This is a genomic window from Pseudomonas sp. PB120 (assembly GCF_009761815.1).
In the GTDB taxonomy this organism is placed as follows: domain Bacteria; phylum Pseudomonadota; class Gammaproteobacteria; order Pseudomonadales; family Pseudomonadaceae; genus Aquipseudomonas.
Window position 1 is genome coordinate 18,631 of the sequence record NZ_RWIN01000028.1, and the last position, 20,395, is coordinate 39,025.

The window sequence follows — 20,395 nt, forward strand, 5'->3', positions numbered from 1 at the left end:
GTAAGAGCCATTAACGACGATTTTTATAGGTCCATTGTCATGCAAGACGCGCCGCTGTCCCTGTCTTTCAATCCGGCGGGTATTGAACTTGATCGCCGCCAGGGTTTGAGCCGTCAGCTGTATCAGGCGTTGCGGGTTCGGGTGCTGGACGGGCGACTGGCCAGCGGAACGCGTTTACCGGCCAGTCGGGATCTGGCGGCGGCGTTGGCGATTTCCCGCAACAGCGTGGTGCGTGCCTACGATCAGCTCTACGCCGAAGGGTTTATCGAGGGGCGAGTGGGCGATGGCACCTACGTTGCGCAATTGCCGCAGGCGACGGCTTCTGTGAAAAAGCCATCGGCGAAAATACCCGCGAAGGATTCCACGATTGTGCCCGTAGTGCTGCCCACCAAGACCCTTTACAGCGGGGCGCTGGAACGGGTCGAAAAGAACCATTTGCCGACACCACCGAGCGGGCCGCCCCGGGCATTTCGGGTGGGTGTCCCGGCGTTCGATCTGTTTCCGTTCGAGGTGTGGGCCAAGCTGAATGCGGCGTTCTGGCGTAAACCGGATTTGCAGCAGCTGTGTTATGGCGCGCCGCAAGGTGACGAGCGTCTGCGCGGGATGATCGCGGCGTATTTGCGCAGTTCGCGCGGCATGCAATGCACGGCCGAGCAGATCGTGGTCACCAGTGGTGCGCAACAGGGCATCAGCCTGTGCGCGCAATTGCTGGTGGAACCGGGGGATGGGGTGGCGATTGAAAATCCGGGGTACCGCGCGGCCGGTCACGCGTTCGCCGTGGCCGGTGCGCGATTGCACGGGGTGGCGGTGGACAGCGAGGGTATCGATTGCAAGGCGTTGGCGGGGCTGGGCGATTGCCGTCTGGCCTATGTGACACCGTCGCACCAGTACCCGTCCGGGGTGGTGATGAGCCTGGCGCGGCGCCTCGAATTGCTGGCCTGGGCTGAGCGCGCCGACGGCTGGATCATCGAGGACGATTACGATGGCGAGTACCGTTACAGCGGAGCACCACTGGCGCCGCTGGCCGCGCTCGACCGGCAGGGGCGGGTGATTTACGTCGGCACGTTCGGCAAGGTGGCGTTCCCGGCGCTTCGCCTCGGGTATCTGGTGTTGCCGCCCGCGCTGGTGAATGCCTTCTCCCAGCGACGCGCGGTTGATGTCCGGCATTCCGAGGTCAGCACTCAAGCGGTGATGGCCGAGTTCATGGCTGCGGGGCACTTTCAGCGACACATCCGCCGCATGCGCCGCGCTGCACTGAGCCGACGCAACGCATTGTTGGCGGGTTGGCCGCAGGGCATCGCCGGTATCGGCAGCCTGCCAGTTGTCACGACAGGGCTGCACTTGACGGTCAGGGTCGATTCCCATGCCCGGGAGTGCGAGCTGGTCGAGCAAGCGGCCAGCGTCGATGTTGAGGTCAATGCGCTGAGCCGACATTGGTTGCCAGACTCGCCAACACCGCTGGACCAGCGTGCCGGGCTGGTCCTGGGGTTTGCGGCAGTACCCGAGGTGGACATCAGCGCAGCACTCGGGCGACTGGAAAAAGTCTGGCGCCGTTGAGTGGCTACTCAGGTTGTTCAGGCTGTGGCTCCAGGTCCAGAAAAAGTTTTCGTAGCGCAGGATCGTCAATCTTGCGCAACACGCCATCGATCGGCTCGACAATGTTCAAAACCCTTTGTTGCTCCAGCGCCAGGGTTTTCAGATAGTCATCCGCGACTTTCAAATGGGCCGCCGTGGGCGCACTCGCCGGACTCGACCGGGTTTCGTAATGGAAGTGCGCTACCCACAACGGCTTGTCGCGGGTTTTGTCGGCAATCCGGTACTCCTGGAAAAAGTCGCCAAGCCCTCGAGTCTGGATGCGGCCTCGTTTATCGCGGCTAATGTCGAGCTGAACGTTTTCGTGCATCCATTTGAAAGTGCTCTGGGTCGGTTTGCGTCGCGTGTACAGGTCGGCCCGAACGCTGACACCTTCTTTGCGCAAGCGGCTGGCGCCGTCACGCAGTTCGGCGCTCAGCGAGGCCACCGGGATTGGGGCGCCTCCGTTTTTTGTGCTGTTGATCACGGCTTGATCAACGCTGCTGGCTACCTGCTCCAGTTTCAGGGCCTGTTGATCGAACATGTCCTGCATTTCGGCAGGGATGCGTCGTGGCAGCAGCGCGTCTTTGCGGGTGCGTTCAATGAACTTGGTCGTGTCCAGATTCAATTCGAGGCCAGCCGCGACCGTTTCCAGGTCGTCCAGGGTCGGAGCCGGTTGCTGATAAAGAGCTGGCGAAATTCGCTTGAGTGAATCCTCCCCGATCCTGTCCGGCTCGTGTTTGCTACCGTCCCGTGGCCGGGTCTTGCGCACTTTAATCGGTTGGCGTGACGGACCTGGCTGTTGTCGATCGACAGTGGGCAGGGCGTCTATGGGTTCCGGTTCTGGCAGCAACGCCTGCAGGCGGTTTTGGGCCAGTGTTGAAAACTCATCGATCAGGTTGAGCAGGTGGTTGAGTTTGGGCTGCCTGACGAGACCGGGGTAAGTGGCCGGGAGCTCCTTGATACGCTGCTCGGCGTCGGCCAGTGTCTCCACGAGAGCGCTCAGGTGCTCGATGAGCGCGTGCACATCGAAAGGCTCACCTTTGACTTTCATCAGGTCGGCTATTTGAATGGCCGCCTTCGCTGCACTGACCACGATCTTGCCCACCGCAACACGAGCCTGCTGCATCAGCGGGCTGGTCTGCTCAATGAGGCACAACTCCTGGGCCATGCCGATCTCATTGGCCTTGAGATCCAGCTCGGTAAACGAAGGTGCCAGCTTGCGGATTTTCATCGCACTTTCGACGCCTGATTTGCCGGCAGCGCGCATCCCTTCGAGGGTCGATGTCGACAGGCTTACTTTCTCCGCCATTTCCTGACCGAGGGTGGAGGCTTTCTGGATTTGCTCGACATAGTCTTGTCTTGGCACCGGGTCGGCTTGCGCAGTTCGGGTCATGATGTTGATGGCCTGGGCATACTCGGACCGTTTGACGACAAACCACAAAGACAGACTTCGCTGCAACGCAATGCTCATGCGCAGCAGGTTTTCCTGATAGTTCTCCGTCCCTCCGAGGGTGCGCCATTCGCGAAGTTGTTCCAGCGCGTGGCGATAGTCTTCGATACTCGCGTCCAGTTTTTCAATATAAGCCGCGGTTTTTTGGTCGTGGTCTTCGGTGCTGGCCTGCTGCATATCGTTCTGCGAGCGGTTCAGTTCGCCTTCCTTGACCTTTTCTTGGGACCTGAAGGCGATAAGCGCGTCATCCAGATTGCTTCTACGTTGCTCGTTGGCCGCTTCCTGGTGACGGCTCATTGCATTCCCGGCACCGCCTCGCAAGCGCAGGCGCAGGTCGAGCACCCATTGCCCCTTGCCACTGTCCATCAGATACGGTCCCTGCCGTGCCGGCTGGTCCGGGTACAGGATGTGAACGTCTTCATCGCCTGGATGGTTGACGTGAAACCAGCGATCCCCGACCTGGGCGTAGTAATGGTCGTCATGTTGATAAACAGGCGGGGGCGACGCTTTTACCTTGGTGACGCTTGTGCTGGAAATATCCGGTGCCGCCACTTTCAGCGTATCGAGAAATGCGCCCAACGCCGTGGGTGAGCGACGTGGAACCGTACCAGCCAGATCCAGCGAAGAGAGGTGGCTGGGTGGAAGCTCCGGGGACAGCGGGTCGGGATTGAGCGTAATGGTTGCAGGCTCTGCTTCCAGTGCTGGCGATTCATCCATTGGCAATGGTTTGGGGCGCGGTTTGCTCGAAACTTTTTTCCGTCGCATCGCCGCGTGATGGCTGAGAATGATGCCCACCGTCAGCAAGATGTCCGACACGGATGTCCACTCGACGAACTTGTCACCCCGTTCGTGGGCATCGAGCGCCTGCTGAATCTCGTTGATGGTTTGCCAGACCCAGACGGCGGTGCCGACTGCGCCGCTGAGGAAGTTCGAGGCGACGTTGAACAGCGCCCAGCCACTTTCTTTCAAAACGCTCCAGCGTCGTTCGGCATTGGATTGCGCTTGCCGATCGGCAAGGTCCACCAATGCCTTGGCGTTGCTTTTGAACAGGGCCGACAGCACGTCGCCGGCGACCTCGATGCTTTCGAGCGCAACGCTGCCGAACTTTGCTGCGCGCTGGAACGGATTGACCACTTGTTCCGCGACCAGCCACGGAGAAGGCAGCCCGGTGGGGAAAACATATTGGGCGTATTCAAAGCTCAGGGCCTTGTCAGGCAGCCAGGCCAGCACCGAATTCCTGAGGTCGCCGGGCTGGTGAAAGGCGTACAGCAGGTTTTGCCTTGAGGGAAATTGCAGAAGGGGCTCGTCGAACATCGGTCGGTACAACAAGCAAGGTGCGTTGACGGTGCCGCGAGGGCTGATGATGAACATGTTGGCCACGGTGTCGCTGGTGCTGATCAAGCGATGGTGCGGGGTCATCGTCAGCGGGTACAAGGCAATGGTTTTGGGCGTCAGGTCCGAATCGAGCAACTCGTTGATGTATTGGTCCCCGCGTCCGTCCACACCGGTTTGCGGCTTGAGCCGGGCTTCGAGGGCCTGGAGTGGCAACAGCAGACGTAACTGGTCGCGATAGAAATGCTCCTGACGCAGGGAGGACACCCGATCATCCACCAGCTTGGGCTTGATCAAGGCGGGGTAAGACTTGCCGACGTCCACCTGCGCGGCCAAGGTGGTGAGAAAATCAGCGGTTAGCCATTGCGGGACGGTATCGCCGCCCTTGAAATAGACCGTCGCTTGATAGGGCGCCTCGTTCTCCAAGGCAAAGTCGGCCAGTGATTCGATGCGCTGGTCGAGCGGGTTGGGGAGGGTGAGGTTCCCGGCCGTAAAGCTGTTAGTGATTTTAATCTGCAGTTCATTCAATGGAAGGCTCGCTGCGCCGATTGCCAGTGGATCAGCAATGATCGCTTCGCGCATCCGGCGTTGGGCATAGTCGGTGATGGACGGTATTTCAGCCCTGGCCTGGAGGCTGGCAGGTTGGCGATACAGCTTGCCCAGGGAGCGGATGTAATGGCCGTAGTCCTGAATATCGTTGGCCGAGCCGTTACGCAGCCAGTCGGGAATCGCGGCGTTGAGTTGCAGGAGTCGCGCTTTTTCTTCGAGGTCGAGCCCTGATTCTGGCTCGAAGTCATCGTCTACCGGGGTCTCCAGAATGCGCAATTCGTTGATGGCATCCAGTTGTGACGACACCAACGCCCACGCCATGTGATCGAAGATGTTGCCGTGCGGCTCGTACAGCCGCCATGTCAGGGCGCGGTTGTCTGCCAGTTCTTGCAGGCGTTCGGGCAGCGAATTGCCCAGTTCTTCCATCGAACTGAACGACTCGTAGGCGCGTTCGATGGTGTACATCACCAGCAATGAACGTTGGCGATAGGTGGCCTTGAGGACCAGCGCGCCACCGATCAGCAGATGGCCGTTGACCTGGGCGCCCGCGATGTCGATGTCGATCAGGCAGGCTTGAATCGCGGAAAATTCGCCGTTCACATTTTTTCGGGTGGCCCGGTCCGGGTCGCGGAACACTTCGAGGGCCATCGCGCATTCATCGGCGTCCCAACCTTTTACCTGCTGCACATTCAGCATCTTGCGCAAGGTGTCGGAGAGCTCTTCCCAACGGGTAATCTTGTGCCCTTTGGCATTCCAGAAGGCCAGTTGCCGAACCTGAAGTTCGACAAACAGCATGGCCGTCAGGTTGTTGAGCGTCTGGGCAATCTCTTCGATGCTGACGGCGAGGTGCACCGGGTTTTTACTGTCCGGTTCCAGGGTCAGGAAATGCTCGCCTTCGAGGAAGTTGGCCCGGGTGCCATACAGGCCCTGGCGTGCGAGGGCCAATGTCAGTGATTCGAACCGGGTCGGGCCAGCCTCGAGCTGGTCTTGCACTTCGAGCCACTGAGGTGCGGCGATGAAGGTGTTGTCAGGGTCGATTTGCAGTGCCGGGTAGGACTTTGCCAACGCCTGGCGCAGCAGGTGCGAGGCCACTTCACTGAGGGCGGGGCCTTGGCTGGTCTGGCTCACCAGGTCGCTGGTTTCCACTAAGGGCGTCGTGTCATTTCTGGGTGTAAGGTTGGGGCTCATGGTAGCTACCGGGGGAAATATCGAGGCTGGGAAAGCCTCTGGGTGCACCGAAGGTAAAGAGGCGCTCCACTGCCCGGGTGGTACATATTTATCGCAGGCAAAAAAAGACCCGCGTCTCGGCGGGTCTTTTGTTTCCAGGTTTGTTTCAGGTCCCGGACTTGATTTTGGTCCAGGCCCGCGTGCGCGCACGTTCGGCATCGCGCGGCAGGGGTTGCAGAGTGTAAAGCGTGCTCATGGCCGCTTCAGTCGGGTACAGGTTCGGGTTGTTGCGGATCGCCGGGTCGACCAATGCCGTGGCGTCCTTGTTCGGGTTCGGGTAGCCGACGAAGTCGCTTACCGGCGCGATCACCTGAGGTTGCAGCAAGTAGTTGATGAAGGTGTAGGCATCTTCGGTGTCCTTCGCGCCCTTCGGAATCGAGAGCATGTCGAACCAGATCGGTGCCCCTTCTTTCGGCAGGCGCATGTCGACGACTACCCCATTCTTGGCTTCCTTGGCGCGGTTGGCGGCCTGGGAGAAGCTGCCTGAGTAACCGACAGCGACGCAGATGTCGCCGTTGGCGATGTCGGCCATGTACTTGGACGAGTGGAAATAGGTGACGTACGGCCGGATCTTCATCAACAGCGCTTCAGCCTTTTCGTAGTCCGCCGGCTTTTTGCTGTTGGGGTCCAGGCCGAGGTGTTGCAGGGCCAGGGGCAGGATCTCCGACGGCGAGTCGAGCAGGGCGACGCCGCACTGTTTGAGCTTGCTGATGTTTTCTTCCTTGAAAATCAGGTCCCAGCTGTCCACCGGCGCGTTGTCGCCCAGCGCGGCCTTGATCTTGTCCGGGTTGAAGCCGATCAGGATGGTGCCGTACATGTAGGGCACGGCGAATTTGTTGCCCGGGTCGTTGGCTTCGATCAGCTTCATCAGCTTCGGATCGAGGTGGTTCCAGTTCGGCAGTTTGCTGCGGTCCAGCGGCTGGAACACGCCGGCTTCGATCTGCTTGGCGAGGAACACGTTGGACGGCACCACCACGTCGTAGCCGGAGTTGCCGGTCAACAACTTGGCCTCCAGGGCTTCGTTGGTGTCGAAGATGTCGTAGACCAGTTTGGTCTGGGTGTTCTGCGCCTTGAAATCTTCCAGGGCCTTGGGGGTGATGTAGTCGAACCAGTTGTAAACACGCAACGTTCGCTCTTCAGCGTGAACGGCGCCGCTGAGCACGGTGGCGCACAGGGCTGGAGCGATAAAACGCTTGAGTCTGTTCATTGTTCTAATTCCTCATTGGGCGCTTTCAAAACCTTCGAGAACATTCACGGCGTTGATGCCGATTTCTTCAACCGCATAACCGCCTTCCATCACGAACAGGGTCGGCACGCCGAGCTTCGCAATGCGCGCGCCCATGGCCAGGTAATCCGGGCTGTCGAGCTTGAACTGGGAGATGGGATCGTCCTTGAACGTATCGACGCCCAGGGACACCACGACGATGTCGGCGCCGTAGCTTTCGATCTCCTTGCAGGCACGATCAAGCGCCGCACTCCAGGTGTCCCAGCCACTGCCGGCGGGCAAAGGGTAGTTGAAGTTGAACCCTTCGCCTGCACCTTCACCCAACTCGTCTTCATAGCCGAGGAAGAAGGGGAACTCGGCTTCCGGATGGCCGTGGATCGAGGTGAAGAGCACGTCGTTGCGCTCATAGAAAATCGATTGGGTGCCGTTGCCGTGGTGGTAGTCGACGTCGAGGATCGCGACCTTTTTGTGACCCTGGTCGAGGAAGGCCTGAGCGGCGATGGCGGCGTTGTTGAGGTAGCAATAACCGCCCATCAAGTCGCTGGCGGCGTGGTGTCCCGGTGGACGGCACAGTGCAAACGCGCTGCGGGCACCGCGTTGAATCGCGGCCTGGGCGGTGAGGGCAACCTGTGCTGCGCTGTACGCGGCTTGCCAGGTGCCGGCCGTGATCGGCGCGCCGCCGTCGAAGCTGTAATAACCGAGTTGGCCATGCAGGCTGGTGGGCATGATCCGGCGCAAGGTGCGGGCCGGCCAAGTGTAGGGCAGCAAATCGCCGTCGGTACCGAATTCAGTCCAGCGGTCCCAGGCACCTTTGAAGAAGTCGAGGTAGTCGCGGCTGTGGATGCGGGCGATCGGGTCCAGGCCAAAATCCTGTGGCGCTTCAACGGGACCAAGTTCCTGGTGCTGGACGCGTTGCAGCACATGGTCGGCCCGCGAGGGCATTTCGAAGCAGGGCATCAGTTGCCCGTCCATCAATTCACAACGGCCGTGGTGCAGGTGGTGATCGTCCGAGTAGATCGTCAGCATTTCTTGTTCTCCGCAGGGCTGATTCGGTTGAACACAGTCTTACGGTGGGCGGCGTTTCGGAGAACGGCAGGAAAGGCCAAAAGGGGATCGATATGGCCAAAAAGTTTGACCTGAATTCGCCCCTTGATGGCGCGGGTTGCTCCAGTTTGGGGCGTGATAATTTGATTCTTTGGTCAGATTTTTGTAACTGGTTGTTTTCGGCGAGCTCATAAACCTTTAAAGTTAACCCTTCGGTCAGCTTTGCACTGTCATTTCAGCCCTTTGCAACGTCAAAAAGGGTTTCTGCAAGACTCGAGATTTCCAGAACATAACCAGAAGGGTGGGTTCATAACCGCCCAGAGGATGATCCATGTCCAACCGTGATATATCCCGGCGCTCCTTTCTACAAGGCGGGCTGGTGGCGGGTGTGAGCGTGACGCTTACACCGCTCAGCAGTCAGGCGCTGGCAGCCCTGATGGAAAACAGCGTGACCGTGCCTTCCGAGCAATGGCTCGGTAACAATGGCAAGGCGCGCTCGCGCAACGATGCCTTGTCCAAGGTCTGCGGCAGCAAAGTCTTTGCCCGCGACATCCGCGCCAAAGATATGCCGGGTTGGCCCCAGCAGCAGGGCCATGCCTTGTTGCTGAAAATCACCAAGGCCGACCGGATCTATGCCGGTTATGACCTGTCGTGGCTCGGCGCCGAGTTGCAGCCGGACCGCATCGTCACCGCCGCCGACCTGGACAAGGACGGCATCGTCTTCCCGGAAGAACACGCGCCTGATCCGCTGCTGCCGGAAGGCAAGGTGCCGATGTTCATCGGGCACCCGGTGGCGATCCTGATCTGGAACGATTTCGAGCGTTTCCGTCAGGCCAAGGCCAAACTCAAATTCAACGACAAAGCGATTCGTTACGGTGCCCAGGTGCCGTTCTACGAAGGTGACCCGTACGGCAGCTTCCGCTACGTGCGTGTCGGCGGCGCGACCTCGGCGGACGAAGACGAGTTCGCCAGCCTCAAAGACTCGATCCTGTTCCCGATGCTGAAAAATCGTCGTCCGGTGTGGAATTCCCAGCCTGACCTGCACGGCAACCTGACCGAGCGCGGTCTGTTTTACGCCGATCGCATGAAGCAGCAGATCGACACGCCGCCAGACAACTGGCTGGTGTTCGACGAGCGCTATAAAACGCCGTCGATCGAACCCGCCGCGATGGAGCCGGACAACGGCAACGGCTGGTACGACCCGGCGACCAAGACCCTGCATTTCGTGGTGGCGACCCAGTGCCCGCTGGAAGCGGCAACCGAAACTGCGAAGATGATCGCGCCGTCGCGTTTCGGCCTGGCCAACCTGAACATGCACCCAGGTTACACCGTGGGCTACGGTTCCAAAGACCACAACATCTTCGTCTACTACGCGGCCCTCGCAGCGTTATACGGCGCCGGTGTGCCGGTGCGTCTGGCGAATGATCGCTATGAACAATTCCAGAGCGGCATCAAGCGTCATCCGTTCGACATCCGCTATCAACTGGCGGTGGACAAGACCGATCACAGCTTCAAGATATTCCGCGCCGAGATGAGCGTCGACGGCGGCGGACGGGTCAACTACAGCCCGTCGGTGGCGGCGGTTGGTGCCACGGCAGCGCAGTCGATCTACTACATGCCGCAGAACGATTTGCAGGTCACGGCCTACCATTCCCGCGCCGTTGAAGCCGGGTCAATGCGCGGTTACGGTACCCTGCAAAGCATGGCCTCGACCGAAATGATGGTCGATGAAATCGCCGGTCGCCTCGGCATCGACGCCATCGACCTGCGCAAGAAAAACGCCATGGTCTCGGGCATGAAAAACACCCAGGGCGCGGTGCCGGCGGGTGCGTTGCGCCTGCACGAAATTCTCGACAAGGCCGCCGTGCACGACGTCTGGAAAAACCGCGACGCGATCAAGAAACAGCGCGAGTCCGCGGACCCTGATAACTGGTACGGCATCGGCTTCGCCATCTGCCAGAAAGACTTCGGCACCGGTTCCGAAGCACCGATGGCGAGCATCGAATTCACCGCGCAAGGGCACATCACCCTGCGTCATATCGGTATCGAAATCGGCACCGGCATGTCCACCTCCCAGGCGCTGGTCGTGGCCGATTTCCTCGGCGTCCCGGCGACTGAAGTGAAGACCGGCCAGACCGAATGGAAGGAGCTGCAGCTGATCAGCGGCGGCAACCCGTACATCATGAGCCAGGCCGAGCAGGACAGCCTGCTGCGCAACCCGCGTTGGGTCGGCAAACTGGCCTCGGCCTCGTCGGCGACCAACTCCGCGTACTACTTCAGCCACGCCACCCGCGAGGCGGCACGCGTGCTGTTCAACCACGGCCTGTGGCCGGCGGCGTTGCAGATCTGGGGGCAGGGCCCTTACGGCGGGCAAGCCAACCCGTACGTGGTGCGCCGCGAAGACGCGCATTGGGTCGACGGCAAACTCACCGCCAACGGCATGCAGCCGCTGAGCTTTGAACAATTGGCCAAACACGCCCACGACAAAGGCCTGGTGACCGGCGCGACGGTGCACGGTTTCAACCGCTGGAGCTGGGCTGAGGCCGAGTTCAGCATCGACGGCGTGCGCGAGCGTCTGCCCCTCGATGGCCTGGCGGTCAAGTACGGCGATGGCGCTCCGAACGTGAAAAAGGCGCAGATGACCAGCGCCGGTTTCCACCTGCTGGATCGCCAGAACGTGCACTACCCGGACACTCAGCTGAACAACGCGGCAGTGACTTACTACAGCCCGGTCGCGACGCTGGTGGAATTGAAAGTGAACAAAGGCTCGGCCGAGGTTCAGGTGCTCAACCATCACTCGTGGGTCGAGTGCGGTCGTGTGCTGGTGGAAGAGCTGGTCAAGGGTCAGGTCGAAGGCGGGATCGCCATGGGCATCGGTCATGCGTTGATGGAAGAGATGCCGCTGTACGAAGGTGGCCCGGGGGAGGGTGACTGGAACTTCAACCGCTACCGCCTGCCGATGGCGCGCCATGTCGCGGTCTGGAAGCAGACGGCGGAGATTCTGCCGCCGCTGTCGCCAAGCGATCCATCGAAGGGCATTGCCGAAGTGGTGATGATCCCGGTGGTCGGTGCCATCGGTAACGCCGTGGCGCATGCCATTGGCAAACGGGTCCGTGACCTGCCTATCACTTCTGCACGCATCAAGGAGGCCCTCAATGGCTAACCGTCCGCTTCAACTGACCCTCAACGGTCAATCCGTCGGCCCGGTGGACATCCCTGATGACCTGCCGATGATCGACTATTTGCACGAATACAAGAACCTCACCGGCTCGCGCCTGGGCTGCGGTCAGGGCATCTGCCATGCCTGCGTGGTGATCGTCGACAACCCCGACGGCACCAGCGAAGAAGTGCGCACCTGCATCACCGGCGCGCATTACTTCGAAGGCAAGAAAGTACGGACCATCGAAGGCCACGCTAAACGCGACGAGGCCGGCAAGGTCACCGAGCTGAACCCGATCCAGCAGCGTTTCGTCGACGAATTCGCCTTCCAGTGCAGCTACTGCGCGCCGGGCTTCGTGAATGCCGCGACGGTGTTGGTGGAGAAGCTGCAACGCCAGCCGATCGTGAAAAGCCAGCTGGAAAAAGTCATCGAGGACAGCCTCGGTCACCACATCTGCCGTTGCACTGGCTACGTGCGTTATTACAACGCGACGCGCAACGTGCTGACCGATCTCGGCCTGGTCAAGGAGGGTTAAGCATGAAGGCTCTACTTTCCCGCCTGGCGCTGGCGGTCGGCCTGGCTGCGCCGGTGTTGCTGGCGCATGCCGATGATCAGGTCAAGCGTGGTGAATACCTTGCTCGTGCCGCCGATTGCATGGCGTGCCACACCGCGCCGGGTGGCGCGCCGTTCGCGGGCGGCCTGCCGATCGTCTCGCCGTTCGGCACGATCTACGGCACCAACATCACCCCGAGCAAAGAGCACGGCATCGGCCTCTACAGCGACGATGAGTTTTTCGCCGCGCTCACCGAAGGCAAGCGTCGTGACGGCGCGAACCTGTACCCGGCGATGCCGTACACCTCGTATCACTTGATGCCGCGTGAAGACTCGGACGCGATTCACGCCTACCTGAAAACCATCGAGCCGATTGAACGTGCAGCGCCCGTCACCAGCCTGAGCTTCCCGTTCAATGTGCGCCTGGGGTTGATGGGCTGGAACATGCTCTATGGCAAGGACGTGAAGCTGTCGCCTGCCGAAGGCAAAAGCGAAGCCTTCAAGCGCGGCCAGTACCTGGTCGATGTGCTCGGTCACTGCGGCGAATGCCACACCCCGCGCGGCTTGCCGGGTGCGATGCAGCAGGACAAACGCCTGACTGGCGGCCTGCTCAACGGCTACCTGGCGCCGAGCCTGCTGGCCAATGACCTGGCCGCTCGCGGCTGGAATCATCAGGACTTGAGTTCGTTCCTCAAGCACGGCATGAGCGCCCAGGGCACGATGTTCAACGAGATGTTCCCGGTGTTCCACAACAGCACCCAAGGCCTCAATGATCCGGACCTGGCGGCGATGGCGACTTTCCTGCTGGGCGATCAACCGCCGGCCGCGAAGCTGTTGACGGACGTGCCGCTGGACACGCTCAGTGCCAGCGCCCAGCGCGGCCGTCAGGAATATTTGAACGTCTGCGCCGGTTGCCATGCGGTCGGCGGTGAAGGCAAACCACATATCGCCGTGGCCATGCGTGGCAATACCACGTTGCGCCTGGAAGACCCGCGCAACCTGGTGCGCGTGATCGACGACGGTATCGGCGAGCAGAAGTTTTCCGGCTTCGAACACATGCAACCGATGCCGGGGTTCGCCGAGAAGCTCAGTCACGAGCAACTCACCGACCTGCTGAACTACCTGCGTCAGGGTTGGGGTGGTCAGTCGGGTGATCTGGCGGTAAACGACGTGCAGAAGCTGCGGGCCGATGCGCCGCCGCTCGAGCACAAGGCGCACTGACATGCAGCATCTCGATCTGCAAGTCGTGCGTCGGGCGCTGGAGTGGTCGACGGCGGACCAGCGCATCTGGCTGTGCACGGTGCTCGCCACCTACGGCTCGGCGCCGCGCGCGCCGGGCTCGCTGCTGGCGGTGAACACTGACGGGCAATGGATGGGTTCGTTGTCCGGTGGCTGTGTCGAGGAGGACTTTCTCGAGCGCGTTGCCGAGGGCGCCTTTCTTGATGCGGTCAGCGTGGTGCGTTACGGGGAGGGCGATGATCCGCGTTCGCGGGTGAGCCTGCCCTGCGGCGGCGTGCTCGATGTGCTGGTCGAGAAGTTTGAGCCCGATTGCGAGGTTCAGGCGCATCTGCGGGAACTGGAGTCGGCGCTGTTGGGCCGGCGTCGGTTGATCCGTGAAGTCGATCTGGCCAGTGGCGCGCGCAGTCTGTTCGATGATCGGGAGCAGGGTGTGCGCGTCGAGCGCGAAATCGACCGGGTACGGTTGCGGATCGGGGCAGCTCAGCGCTTGCTGTTGGCCGGGTATTCCAGCGTCGCTCATGCCTGTGCGGAGTTTGCGGTGGGTTTGGGATTCGAGGTGATTCTCTGCGACCCCCGCGACGAAGTGCTGGAAGGTGTTGTACTGGAAAACATCGAGATTCGCCGCCAGCTGCCATCGGTGTTCATCGCCGACGGTGGCTGCCACAGCGATACGGCGGTCGTGGCGTTGACCCACGATCCGCGTATCGATGATCTGGCGATGATGGAAGCGGTGCGCACCGATGCGTTCTACATCGGCGTGATGGGCTCCCTGCAGACCTCGCAAAAGCGTTTCGAGCGGTTGCGCAGGATTGGCGGTTTGGGCGATGCGGAGTTGGCGCGGATTCATGCACCCATCGGGTTGAATCTCGGCAGCAAGACACCGGCGGAAATCGCGTTGGCGGTATTGGCCGATATCTTGCGGATGCGCAGCGGTATCGCGCGGGATCGGCTCTGATTAGAGGTTAAGGGGTCTTGTAATCGACCCCTCTGCCTGTGTTGTTAAAACCCGAACTTGTCCCGCAAGCCGTAATACCACGCCCCCAGCGCCGCAAACGGCGTGCGCAGCAATTGCCCGCCCGGAAACGGATAGTGCGGCAAGTCGGCAAACGCATCAAAACGCTCGGCCTGCCCGCGCAACGCTTCAGCCAGCACCTTGCCCGCCAGGTGCGTGTACGTGACGCCGTGGCCACTGCAACCCTGGGAGTAGTAGATGTTGTCGCCCAGCCGCCCAACCTGCGGAAGACGCGATAGGGTCAGCAGGAAATTACCGGTCCATGCGTAATCGATCTTCACATCCTTGAGCTGCGGAAATGCCTTGAGCATCTTCGGTCGAATGATCGCCTCGATGTTCGCCGGGTCGCGCGCGCCATACACCACGCCACCGCCGAAAATCAGACGCTTGTCGCCCGTCAGGCGGTAGTAGTCGAGCAGGTAATTGCAGTCTTCGACGCAGTAGTCCTGCGGCAACAGGTTGTTCGCCAGCGCCTCGCCCAATGGCTCGGTGGTGATCACCTGAGTCCCGCAAGGCATCGACTTGGCAGCCAGCTCCGGCACCAGATTACCGAGGTAGGCATTGCCGGCAACAATGATGAACTTGGCCCTGACCTTGCCCTGTGGTGTGTGCACCACCGGATTCGCACCACGCTCGATACGCACCGCCGGCGACTGCTCATAGATAGTGCCGCCCAACGACTCCACGGCCGCCGCTTCACCGAGCGCCAGGTTCAGCGGATGAATATGGCCGCCGCTCATGTCGAGCATCCCGCCGATGTACTGATCGCAGTTGACCACTTCACGGATGCGCTTTTGATCCATCAGCTCAAGCTGCGTATGACCGAAACGCTCCCACAGCCGCTTCTGCGATTCCAGATGCCCCATCTGCTTGGCAGTGATGGCGGCAAACACGCCACCGTCCTTCAGGTCGCACTGGATCTTGTACTTGGCGACCCGCTCACGAATGATCCGCCCACCCTCGAACGCCATCTGCCCCAGCAACTGAGCCTGCTTGGGACCGACACTGCGCTCGATCACATCGATATCACGGCTGTAGCTGTTGACGATCTGACCGCCATTGCGACCCGAAGCGCCAAACCCCACCTTGGCGGCCTCGAGTACCGTTACCTTGAAACCGCTCTCCAACAGAAACAGGGCAGAGGACAGCCCGGTGTAACCGGCGCCGATCACACAGACATCAGTCTCTACGTCATCCTGCAAAGCCGGGCGCGGCGGGACCGCATTGGCCGATGCGGCGTAATAGGACTCTGGGTAAGGTGTGTTCGCCATCCTGCAGCCTCTGTTTAATATATTTTACGAGTGCGTCGATCCTACCCGAGTTAAAAATCGACCGCCAGCTACCGGAAAATCTTCTTTGCAGACGCAAAATTAAATATTTTGCATATTCATAGGGTTAGCTCGAAAAAAGGTGTTGACACCCCTCCGGAATTCCGTAGAATGCCGCCTCACAGCAGGCACGTAGCTCAGTTGGTTAGAGCACCACCTTGACATGGTGGGGGTCGTTGGTTCGAGTCCAATCGCGCCTACCAAACAAAATCCGCTCTGCTGGGCGGTCTAGAAGGGCTCACCGAAAGGTGAGCCCTTTTTTGTTGTCTTGAATTCACACAGAACGTTCACAAATTATAGGGGTCGTTCACACTGAGCAATGTGAACGGACAATAGAGGGCGGTGGTGACGGGGAATTACGTGCCAGCAGGTGCCGCACCGCGCTGTAGATCCATGTAAAACTCTCGCCCCCGTCGAGTAAGGTCGATGTATTCGTAGCCCATGTTGTCCGAAGCACCGGTGATCAACTGATAGCCCATCAGTACATCAAGGGCGCTATGGGTGGCAATTCTCGACAGGCGTGTAAGCTCCGCCAAGCCACTGAACGTGATGTTGTTCCCGCTATTGACCGATCTTCCTATGCACAGGAACACCTGCACCTGATCGTTATTCAACGGGTGTGAATCGACTTCGTTCGTGTCAGTCTCATGTCCGGCGAATATGAGTATCAGCAGTGGTATCAACAGCAAGCCCGCAGTCAAAAGCAGTAGCGAGATCGCCCAGATTGGCAGAGAGACGTCCCGCATGAACCATTCTTCGAGAGCTGATATCCAGTTCCATAACCCGGTAATCGCTGGACTGATGAGCGATAGATTCAGTTGTGTCTCTACCCATTTTGTTATCGGTACCGCGACCACTGTACCTAGTCCCCACCCAAACACCTTTTTCACCAACTTCAATTTAGCCTTTCGCGTTGCGCCGTTGGGTTGCATCTCATCACCTGTACCCGACCGATTTCGCGGATGTTAACTGAGTCATCCGTCTGAAAGCCAACCAGAAGCGCGCATCCCAGGAACACAAGTGTTGAGTCTCGCCGACGCAAACTGTACTGTTTGTATATACAGTGTCTGGTGCGTAGTGATGAAAGACGATTTGATCGATGACAGCGGGTTCGAACTGGGCCTGCCCTCTCGCGAAGAGATGCTCAAGCACCAGTGCGACTTGCTGTGTTCTGAGCTCGACGTAACGCGGCGTGACCTTCGGCAAGCCCACAAGAACCTCGCCGGGATGATCGTCATGTGGCGCGACTGTTCCAAAGAGTTGGCAGCCTTGAAGCTGGAACACGAACGGCTGCGATGGACGTTAAGCGATATGTATAGGCGAGAGACGGAGCGAGAGTCGGTGAAGATGGTCTACGCGTACGGCGACCACGCCAAAGGTACTATCTAACCTCAGGTCAGCCGAGCGTTGTGATAGTGATCGGCGATGCAGCCAATCGATTGAAATGCGGGCTATTATTGCTCGACAACCACACTCACATGGAAAGAAGGACAAACGGGGTGATTTCAACATTGGAGCTACGGCACATCATCGAATGTGGCTTTTTACCGCTTTCCTGCACCTGCCAGATCAATCCGGATGGTTCATTGTTGATCAAGGTATTCGACCCTTCCACTGATCGTGTTGAACTGTTGGTCACTGCTGTATCGACGGCGAACCTGACTTCGAGTCGGGCGATTGCGAATCTGATTGGCGAACTTCGAAGCGAAATGAACTCTCGGCAAACTGCTTTTCAGTGATTTCCGAGTTTCAGAGCTGGATGATCGGGATGAAGCAGCGTTGCTACCGCCATCACCAAATCGTCCATTGACCACGGCTTTTGCAGATAGATTGTGGAGGCAGGCACCGCTGACGGGTCTAGCTCGTAGCCTGAGGTTAGAATCGCGGCGGTCAAGGGCCATTTCGACTTAACCAACTCAATGAATTCCGTGCCCTTGAGCTTGCCCGGAAGGCTTTGATCAACGACTACCAACGGACAACCATCGGGCATCCCCAGCAAGTATGTCAAAGCGTCATCGGCAGATTGGAAATCCAACGGCCTGAGTCCGACCTCGGTTAGAATTTCCACCGTCAACATCCTCAGTGCTGGTTCGTCCTCGACAACGACTACCCATCCAGTCAGCGGAAGCAGCTTTTCCCACTTTGCCTTCATGCTCGGGCCTCATTCGGGTATCAGCACAGGTTGCGATCAAGGCAAGATTACGCGGTTTTCGAGCTGTAACTAGCGAGACAAGTTACAAGGCGGATCGAAGGACCCAACTCGAGGCTGGATATGTTGTTCTTTCTACCCCTTGGCACTCTGAACGAAAGCGGAATTAGTCTCGATGTCGGCACCCGTATCCGGGAACGGCCGCACTGTTGGCTGCCCCACTATTGGGGAATCTCACCTGAAGGGTTATGCCCCTGCCGTGAACAAGCAACTCACTACCCGTTGGCTTAGTTTTTGCTCCGCTGCTCGTACTCATCATTCGTTGATCATCGAACCGGAGATTAAAGCCTTGTGGAAACATCCGCTTCTGCTTGGAATTACGTGTGCTATCGCGATCCTTACATTGGGGTTGGCCATGAGCATTACCCTAATGCTGTGGCAGATGAGATAAACGACTTCTTTAACCGATCTCTGTCTACGGCCTGTTGCAAAGCCTAGCTGGTTCCTAAGACTGCCGTAGCCGCATGATGGCGTCTGTGATCGCTTGTGCGTTCGTGTCCAGCGTTTCCATGGCCGCCATTGCGTTAGCGGCAACATTTTCCACGCCATTTTCTGACAACCACTTGGTCACCTCTTCAATGGCAGCACCCAGGGCGTGCTGGTTGTGCAAGAGCAATGTCAGTGCGTCCGCTGTGGCGATGTTGGCATCTGAATTATCTGGCATGTCTACCGTCCTTGAGTGGTGGTGCTGAAAGCCTAGATCATTACGCTGCTGGCTGGGAAGGGGTAGGTAATTACTCAACAAGGTTGCTGATTTTGACCGGCAGATTCCGGCCTAAGGCAGTCAATCGCCCAAGGTCTGTCGGGATTGCAAGCGGTCGGTTACAGTAGAACTCGTGCAATTCAGAATTTGGGAGAATTGGATGACTGGTAAGGTGATAATTGTCCTAAAATACAATTTGCTGTCCTTTTAAGATGCTACCGCGCGTGGGAACTCGGTTGCCAACAACTCGAAGTATCTCTCGTAACAGCGTACTGTTAATTAAGGATTTTGGATGAGTAAGAGACGGATTTTAACCATCGGACTTGATTTGGCTACCGATGATACCGAATATGTTGAGTTTTCATCTAAGATTTCTCTCTTAGATTGGGATATAGTTCTATTCAAGCCTGAAATAGATGATTTTGTCCGTGGCTGCACGCGGAGTTATCAGGGGCGGCCAAGACTTGATGAAGTTCAATCATTTCAGCTAAAAGAGAGTTGCGAACATTGGCGGCGAGAGATAAAGCAAGCCGTTGAAGCGGGTAAAACCGTCTTTGTATTCCTGCCGATACCGCTCGACGTGTATGTTGATACGGGAAGCCGTCAATACTCAGGTACTGGAAGAAATCAAAAAACTACTGTACTGGTTGAGCCTTACAGTAACTACGAAGCTTTGCCAATGGACATCCCAAAAGTTATCGCAAGCGGAAGCTCTATGAAGGTTGCACCGAAAGGTGGGGACATTATTTCTGCTTATTGGGCACAATTTGAATCATTGTCTACCTATCAGGTAACAATGAGTGGTTCCGATGTTCCAGCATGCTTAACGACAAAGGCCGGAGACAAACCGGTCGGAGCAATCTATCGAATGGGTGCCTCACATGGCACGTTGCTGCTTCTTCCCGATTTGGATTTCTACGACGAGAGTTACATGCTCGACGATGACGAGTGTTCTTGGAGCAAGGAAGGGGAGCAATTTGCGAGTCGGATGATGGCGTGTGTGGTAGGGATAGATAAAGTTCTTCGTTCAAGTTCCGAGAAGACTCCGGAGCCGAAGTGGGCGTCGGATTCAGAGTTCGTGCTCAAGGCTGAATTAGAGTTAAGGGTTCAGCTGTTACATGCCGAGCATGTCCTTGAGGAAGCCCAGAAAAATAAGGAAATAATAGTTGATAGCCTAGCGAAGGCTGGATCCTTGCGAGCCTTGCTATTTGAAAAGGGCAAAGCTCTTGAATTCGCAATTATTGACGCTTTGCGGCTGTTAGGGTTTACCGTTTCAAATTTTCAGAACGCAGAGTCAGAGTTTGATGTGGTTTTTGAATGCGATCAGGGAAGATTAGTAGGCGAGGCTGAAGGTAAGGATACCAAAGCAGTTAATATCGAAAAACTTCGACAGCTTGCAATGAATATACATGAGGATTTGGCGCGGGAAGAAGTCAGCATACCCGCGAAGCCAGTGCTTTTTGGAAACGGTTATAGGCTATTGGCACTCCATGAAAGAGCCGACCCGTTTACCACGAAATGCCATAGTGCGGCTGCTAGCTCGTCAACAGCATTAGTATTTACTCCGGATCTCTTTCCAGTGGCGAAATATATTCATTCTAAAAATGACTCAGCCTATGCTCGGCTGTGCAGGGAGGCGATCTTGTCAAGCACTGGGCGAGTAGTATTTCCAATAGCACCCGCTCTAGATGACGCGAGTGAGGCGACGAGCTTCATCGAAGAACCTGCGAGCTAGTGCGTCCAGCGGGCGGCGGTAGGTTGGAGTTGAATAGCCGGTTACGCCTTTAAAT

At 58.3% G+C, this 20,395-nt stretch carries 15 protein-coding genes and 1 tRNA gene; 9 read left to right on the plus strand and 7 right to left on the minus strand.

Annotated features, from left to right (window positions below):
- Positions 1-39: 39 nt before the first annotated feature.
- On the plus strand, positions 40-1,557 hold the full coding sequence (locus EJA72_RS04120; protein ID WP_157710264.1) for a PLP-dependent aminotransferase family protein: 1,518 nt from the start codon (positions 40-42) through the stop codon (positions 1,555-1,557).
- A gap of 4 nt (positions 1,558-1,561) precedes the next feature.
- Here EJA72_RS04120 and EJA72_RS04125 read toward each other — a convergent pair whose 3' ends face one another.
- The 3 genes from EJA72_RS04125 to EJA72_RS04135 form a co-directional block, all read right to left on the minus strand.
- A complete protein-coding gene (locus EJA72_RS04125) occupies positions 1,562-6,094 on the minus strand; it encodes a DUF6543 domain-containing protein (protein WP_157710265.1) in 4,533 nt (1,510 codons plus the stop codon).
- A gap of 145 nt (positions 6,095-6,239) precedes the next feature.
- Positions 6,240-7,340, minus strand: coding sequence for a polyamine ABC transporter substrate-binding protein (locus EJA72_RS04130; protein WP_157710266.1), 1,101 nt, complete (start codon positions 7,338-7,340; stop codon positions 6,240-6,242).
- 12 nt (positions 7,341-7,352) lie between these two features.
- On the minus strand, positions 7,353-8,384 hold the full coding sequence (locus EJA72_RS04135) for a histone deacetylase family protein (RefSeq protein ID WP_157710267.1): 1,032 nt from the start codon (positions 8,382-8,384) through the stop codon (positions 7,353-7,355).
- 349 nt (positions 8,385-8,733) lie between these two features.
- Here EJA72_RS04135 and EJA72_RS04140 point away from each other — a divergent pair, with 349 nt between their 5' ends.
- From EJA72_RS04140 to EJA72_RS04155, 4 genes are read left to right on the plus strand one after another with little or no spacing between them, the layout of a single operon-like run.
- Complete coding sequence (locus EJA72_RS04140; protein ID WP_157710268.1) at positions 8,734-11,565, plus strand: xanthine dehydrogenase family protein molybdopterin-binding subunit; 2,832 nt, start codon at positions 8,734-8,736, stop codon at positions 11,563-11,565.
- Positions 11,558-12,097 (plus strand): (2Fe-2S)-binding protein, encoded by a 540-nt coding sequence (locus tag EJA72_RS04145; RefSeq protein WP_157710269.1) that lies wholly within the window; start codon positions 11,558-11,560, stop codon positions 12,095-12,097. The genes EJA72_RS04140 and EJA72_RS04145 overlap by 8 nt, the downstream gene beginning before the upstream one ends.
- A gap of 2 nt (positions 12,098-12,099) precedes the next feature.
- Positions 12,100-13,335, plus strand: a complete 1,236-nt coding sequence (locus EJA72_RS04150) for a cytochrome c (protein ID WP_157710270.1) — start codon at positions 12,100-12,102, stop codon at positions 13,333-13,335.
- Between the two features lies 1 nt (position 13,336).
- Complete coding sequence (locus EJA72_RS04155) at positions 13,337-14,308, plus strand: XdhC family protein (protein ID WP_157710271.1); 972 nt, start codon at positions 13,337-13,339, stop codon at positions 14,306-14,308.
- Between the two features lie 44 nt (positions 14,309-14,352).
- On the opposite strand, the gene EJA72_RS04160 is transcribed toward EJA72_RS04155, so the two are convergent.
- Positions 14,353-15,636 carry an FAD-binding oxidoreductase gene (locus EJA72_RS04160; RefSeq protein WP_157710272.1) on the minus strand — a complete coding sequence of 428 codons (1,284 nt, stop codon included), beginning with the start codon at positions 15,634-15,636 and terminating at the stop codon, positions 14,353-14,355.
- Positions 15,637-15,819: 183 nt separating this feature from the next.
- On the opposite strand from EJA72_RS04160, the gene EJA72_RS04165 reads away from it, so the two are divergent.
- A tRNA-Val gene (locus EJA72_RS04165) sits at positions 15,820-15,896 on the plus strand.
- A gap of 153 nt (positions 15,897-16,049) precedes the next feature.
- On the opposite strand, the gene EJA72_RS04170 is transcribed toward EJA72_RS04165, so the two are convergent.
- The gene (locus tag EJA72_RS04170) at positions 16,050-16,625 is read right to left on the minus strand and encodes a hypothetical protein (RefSeq protein ID WP_157710273.1); all 576 of its coding nucleotides are present in this window, start codon (positions 16,623-16,625) and stop codon (positions 16,050-16,052) included.
- A 148-nt stretch (positions 16,626-16,773) separates the two neighbouring features.
- Between EJA72_RS04170 and EJA72_RS04175 the strand changes: the two genes are divergently transcribed.
- Positions 16,774-17,082 carry a hypothetical protein gene (locus tag EJA72_RS04175; protein ID WP_157710274.1) on the plus strand — a complete coding sequence of 103 codons (309 nt, stop codon included), beginning with the start codon at positions 16,774-16,776 and terminating at the stop codon, positions 17,080-17,082.
- 26 nt (positions 17,083-17,108) lie between these two features.
- Positions 17,109-17,432 (plus strand): DUF1652 domain-containing protein, encoded by a 324-nt coding sequence (locus EJA72_RS04180; protein ID WP_372240673.1) that lies wholly within the window; start codon positions 17,109-17,111, stop codon positions 17,430-17,432.
- On the opposite strand, the gene EJA72_RS04185 is transcribed toward EJA72_RS04180, so the two are convergent.
- The gene (locus tag EJA72_RS04185) at positions 17,426-17,845 is read right to left on the minus strand and encodes a response regulator (protein WP_157710275.1); all 420 of its coding nucleotides are present in this window, start codon (positions 17,843-17,845) and stop codon (positions 17,426-17,428) included. The genes EJA72_RS04180 and EJA72_RS04185 overlap by 7 nt on opposite strands.
- 502 nt (positions 17,846-18,347) lie before the next feature.
- On the minus strand, positions 18,348-18,566 hold the full coding sequence (locus tag EJA72_RS04190) for a hypothetical protein (RefSeq protein WP_157710276.1): 219 nt from the start codon (positions 18,564-18,566) through the stop codon (positions 18,348-18,350).
- Positions 18,567-18,897: 331 nt separating this feature from the next.
- Here EJA72_RS04190 and EJA72_RS04195 point away from each other — a divergent pair, with 331 nt between their 5' ends.
- Positions 18,898-20,340, plus strand: a complete 1,443-nt coding sequence (locus EJA72_RS04195) for a hypothetical protein (RefSeq protein ID WP_157710277.1) — start codon at positions 18,898-18,900, stop codon at positions 20,338-20,340.
- Positions 20,341-20,395: the final 55 nt, after the last annotated feature.

What these genes read in the sequence shown, in the direction of transcription:
- EJA72_RS04140 (WP_157710268.1), top strand. Translation starts at nt 8,734, where the DNA reads ATGTCCAACCGTGATATATCCCGGCGCTCCTTTCTACAAGGCGGGCTG.
- EJA72_RS04195 (WP_157710277.1), top strand. Translation starts at nt 18,898, where the DNA reads ATGAGTAAGAGACGGATTTTAACCATCGGACTTGATTTGGCTACCGAT.
- EJA72_RS04170 (WP_157710273.1), bottom strand. Translation starts at nt 16,625, where the DNA reads ATGCAACCCAACGGCGCAACGCGAAAGGCTAAATTGAAGTTGGTGAAA.
- EJA72_RS04130 (WP_157710266.1), bottom strand. Translation starts at nt 7,340, where the DNA reads ATGAACAGACTCAAGCGTTTTATCGCTCCAGCCCTGTGCGCCACCGTG.
- EJA72_RS04160 (WP_157710272.1), bottom strand. Translation starts at nt 15,636, where the DNA reads ATGGCGAACACACCTTACCCAGAGTCCTATTACGCCGCATCGGCCAAT.
- EJA72_RS04185 (WP_157710275.1), bottom strand. Translation starts at nt 17,845, where the DNA reads ATGAAGGCAAAGTGGGAAAAGCTGCTTCCGCTGACTGGATGGGTAGTC.
- EJA72_RS04150 (WP_157710270.1), top strand. Translation starts at nt 12,100, where the DNA reads ATGAAGGCTCTACTTTCCCGCCTGGCGCTGGCGGTCGGCCTGGCTGCG.
- EJA72_RS04120 (WP_157710264.1), top strand. Translation starts at nt 40, where the DNA reads ATGCAAGACGCGCCGCTGTCCCTGTCTTTCAATCCGGCGGGTATTGAA.
- EJA72_RS04155 (WP_157710271.1), top strand. Translation starts at nt 13,337, where the DNA reads ATGCAGCATCTCGATCTGCAAGTCGTGCGTCGGGCGCTGGAGTGGTCG.
- EJA72_RS04135 (WP_157710267.1), bottom strand. Translation starts at nt 8,384, where the DNA reads ATGCTGACGATCTACTCGGACGATCACCACCTGCACCACGGCCGTTGT.
- EJA72_RS04190 (WP_157710276.1), bottom strand. Translation starts at nt 18,566, where the DNA reads ATGCCAGATAATTCAGATGCCAACATCGCCACAGCGGACGCACTGACA.
- EJA72_RS04145 (WP_157710269.1), top strand. Translation starts at nt 11,558, where the DNA reads ATGGCTAACCGTCCGCTTCAACTGACCCTCAACGGTCAATCCGTCGGC.
- EJA72_RS04125 (WP_157710265.1), bottom strand. Translation starts at nt 6,094, where the DNA reads ATGAGCCCCAACCTTACACCCAGAAATGACACGACGCCCTTAGTGGAA.
- EJA72_RS04175 (WP_157710274.1), top strand. Translation starts at nt 16,774, where the DNA reads ATGAAAGACGATTTGATCGATGACAGCGGGTTCGAACTGGGCCTGCCC.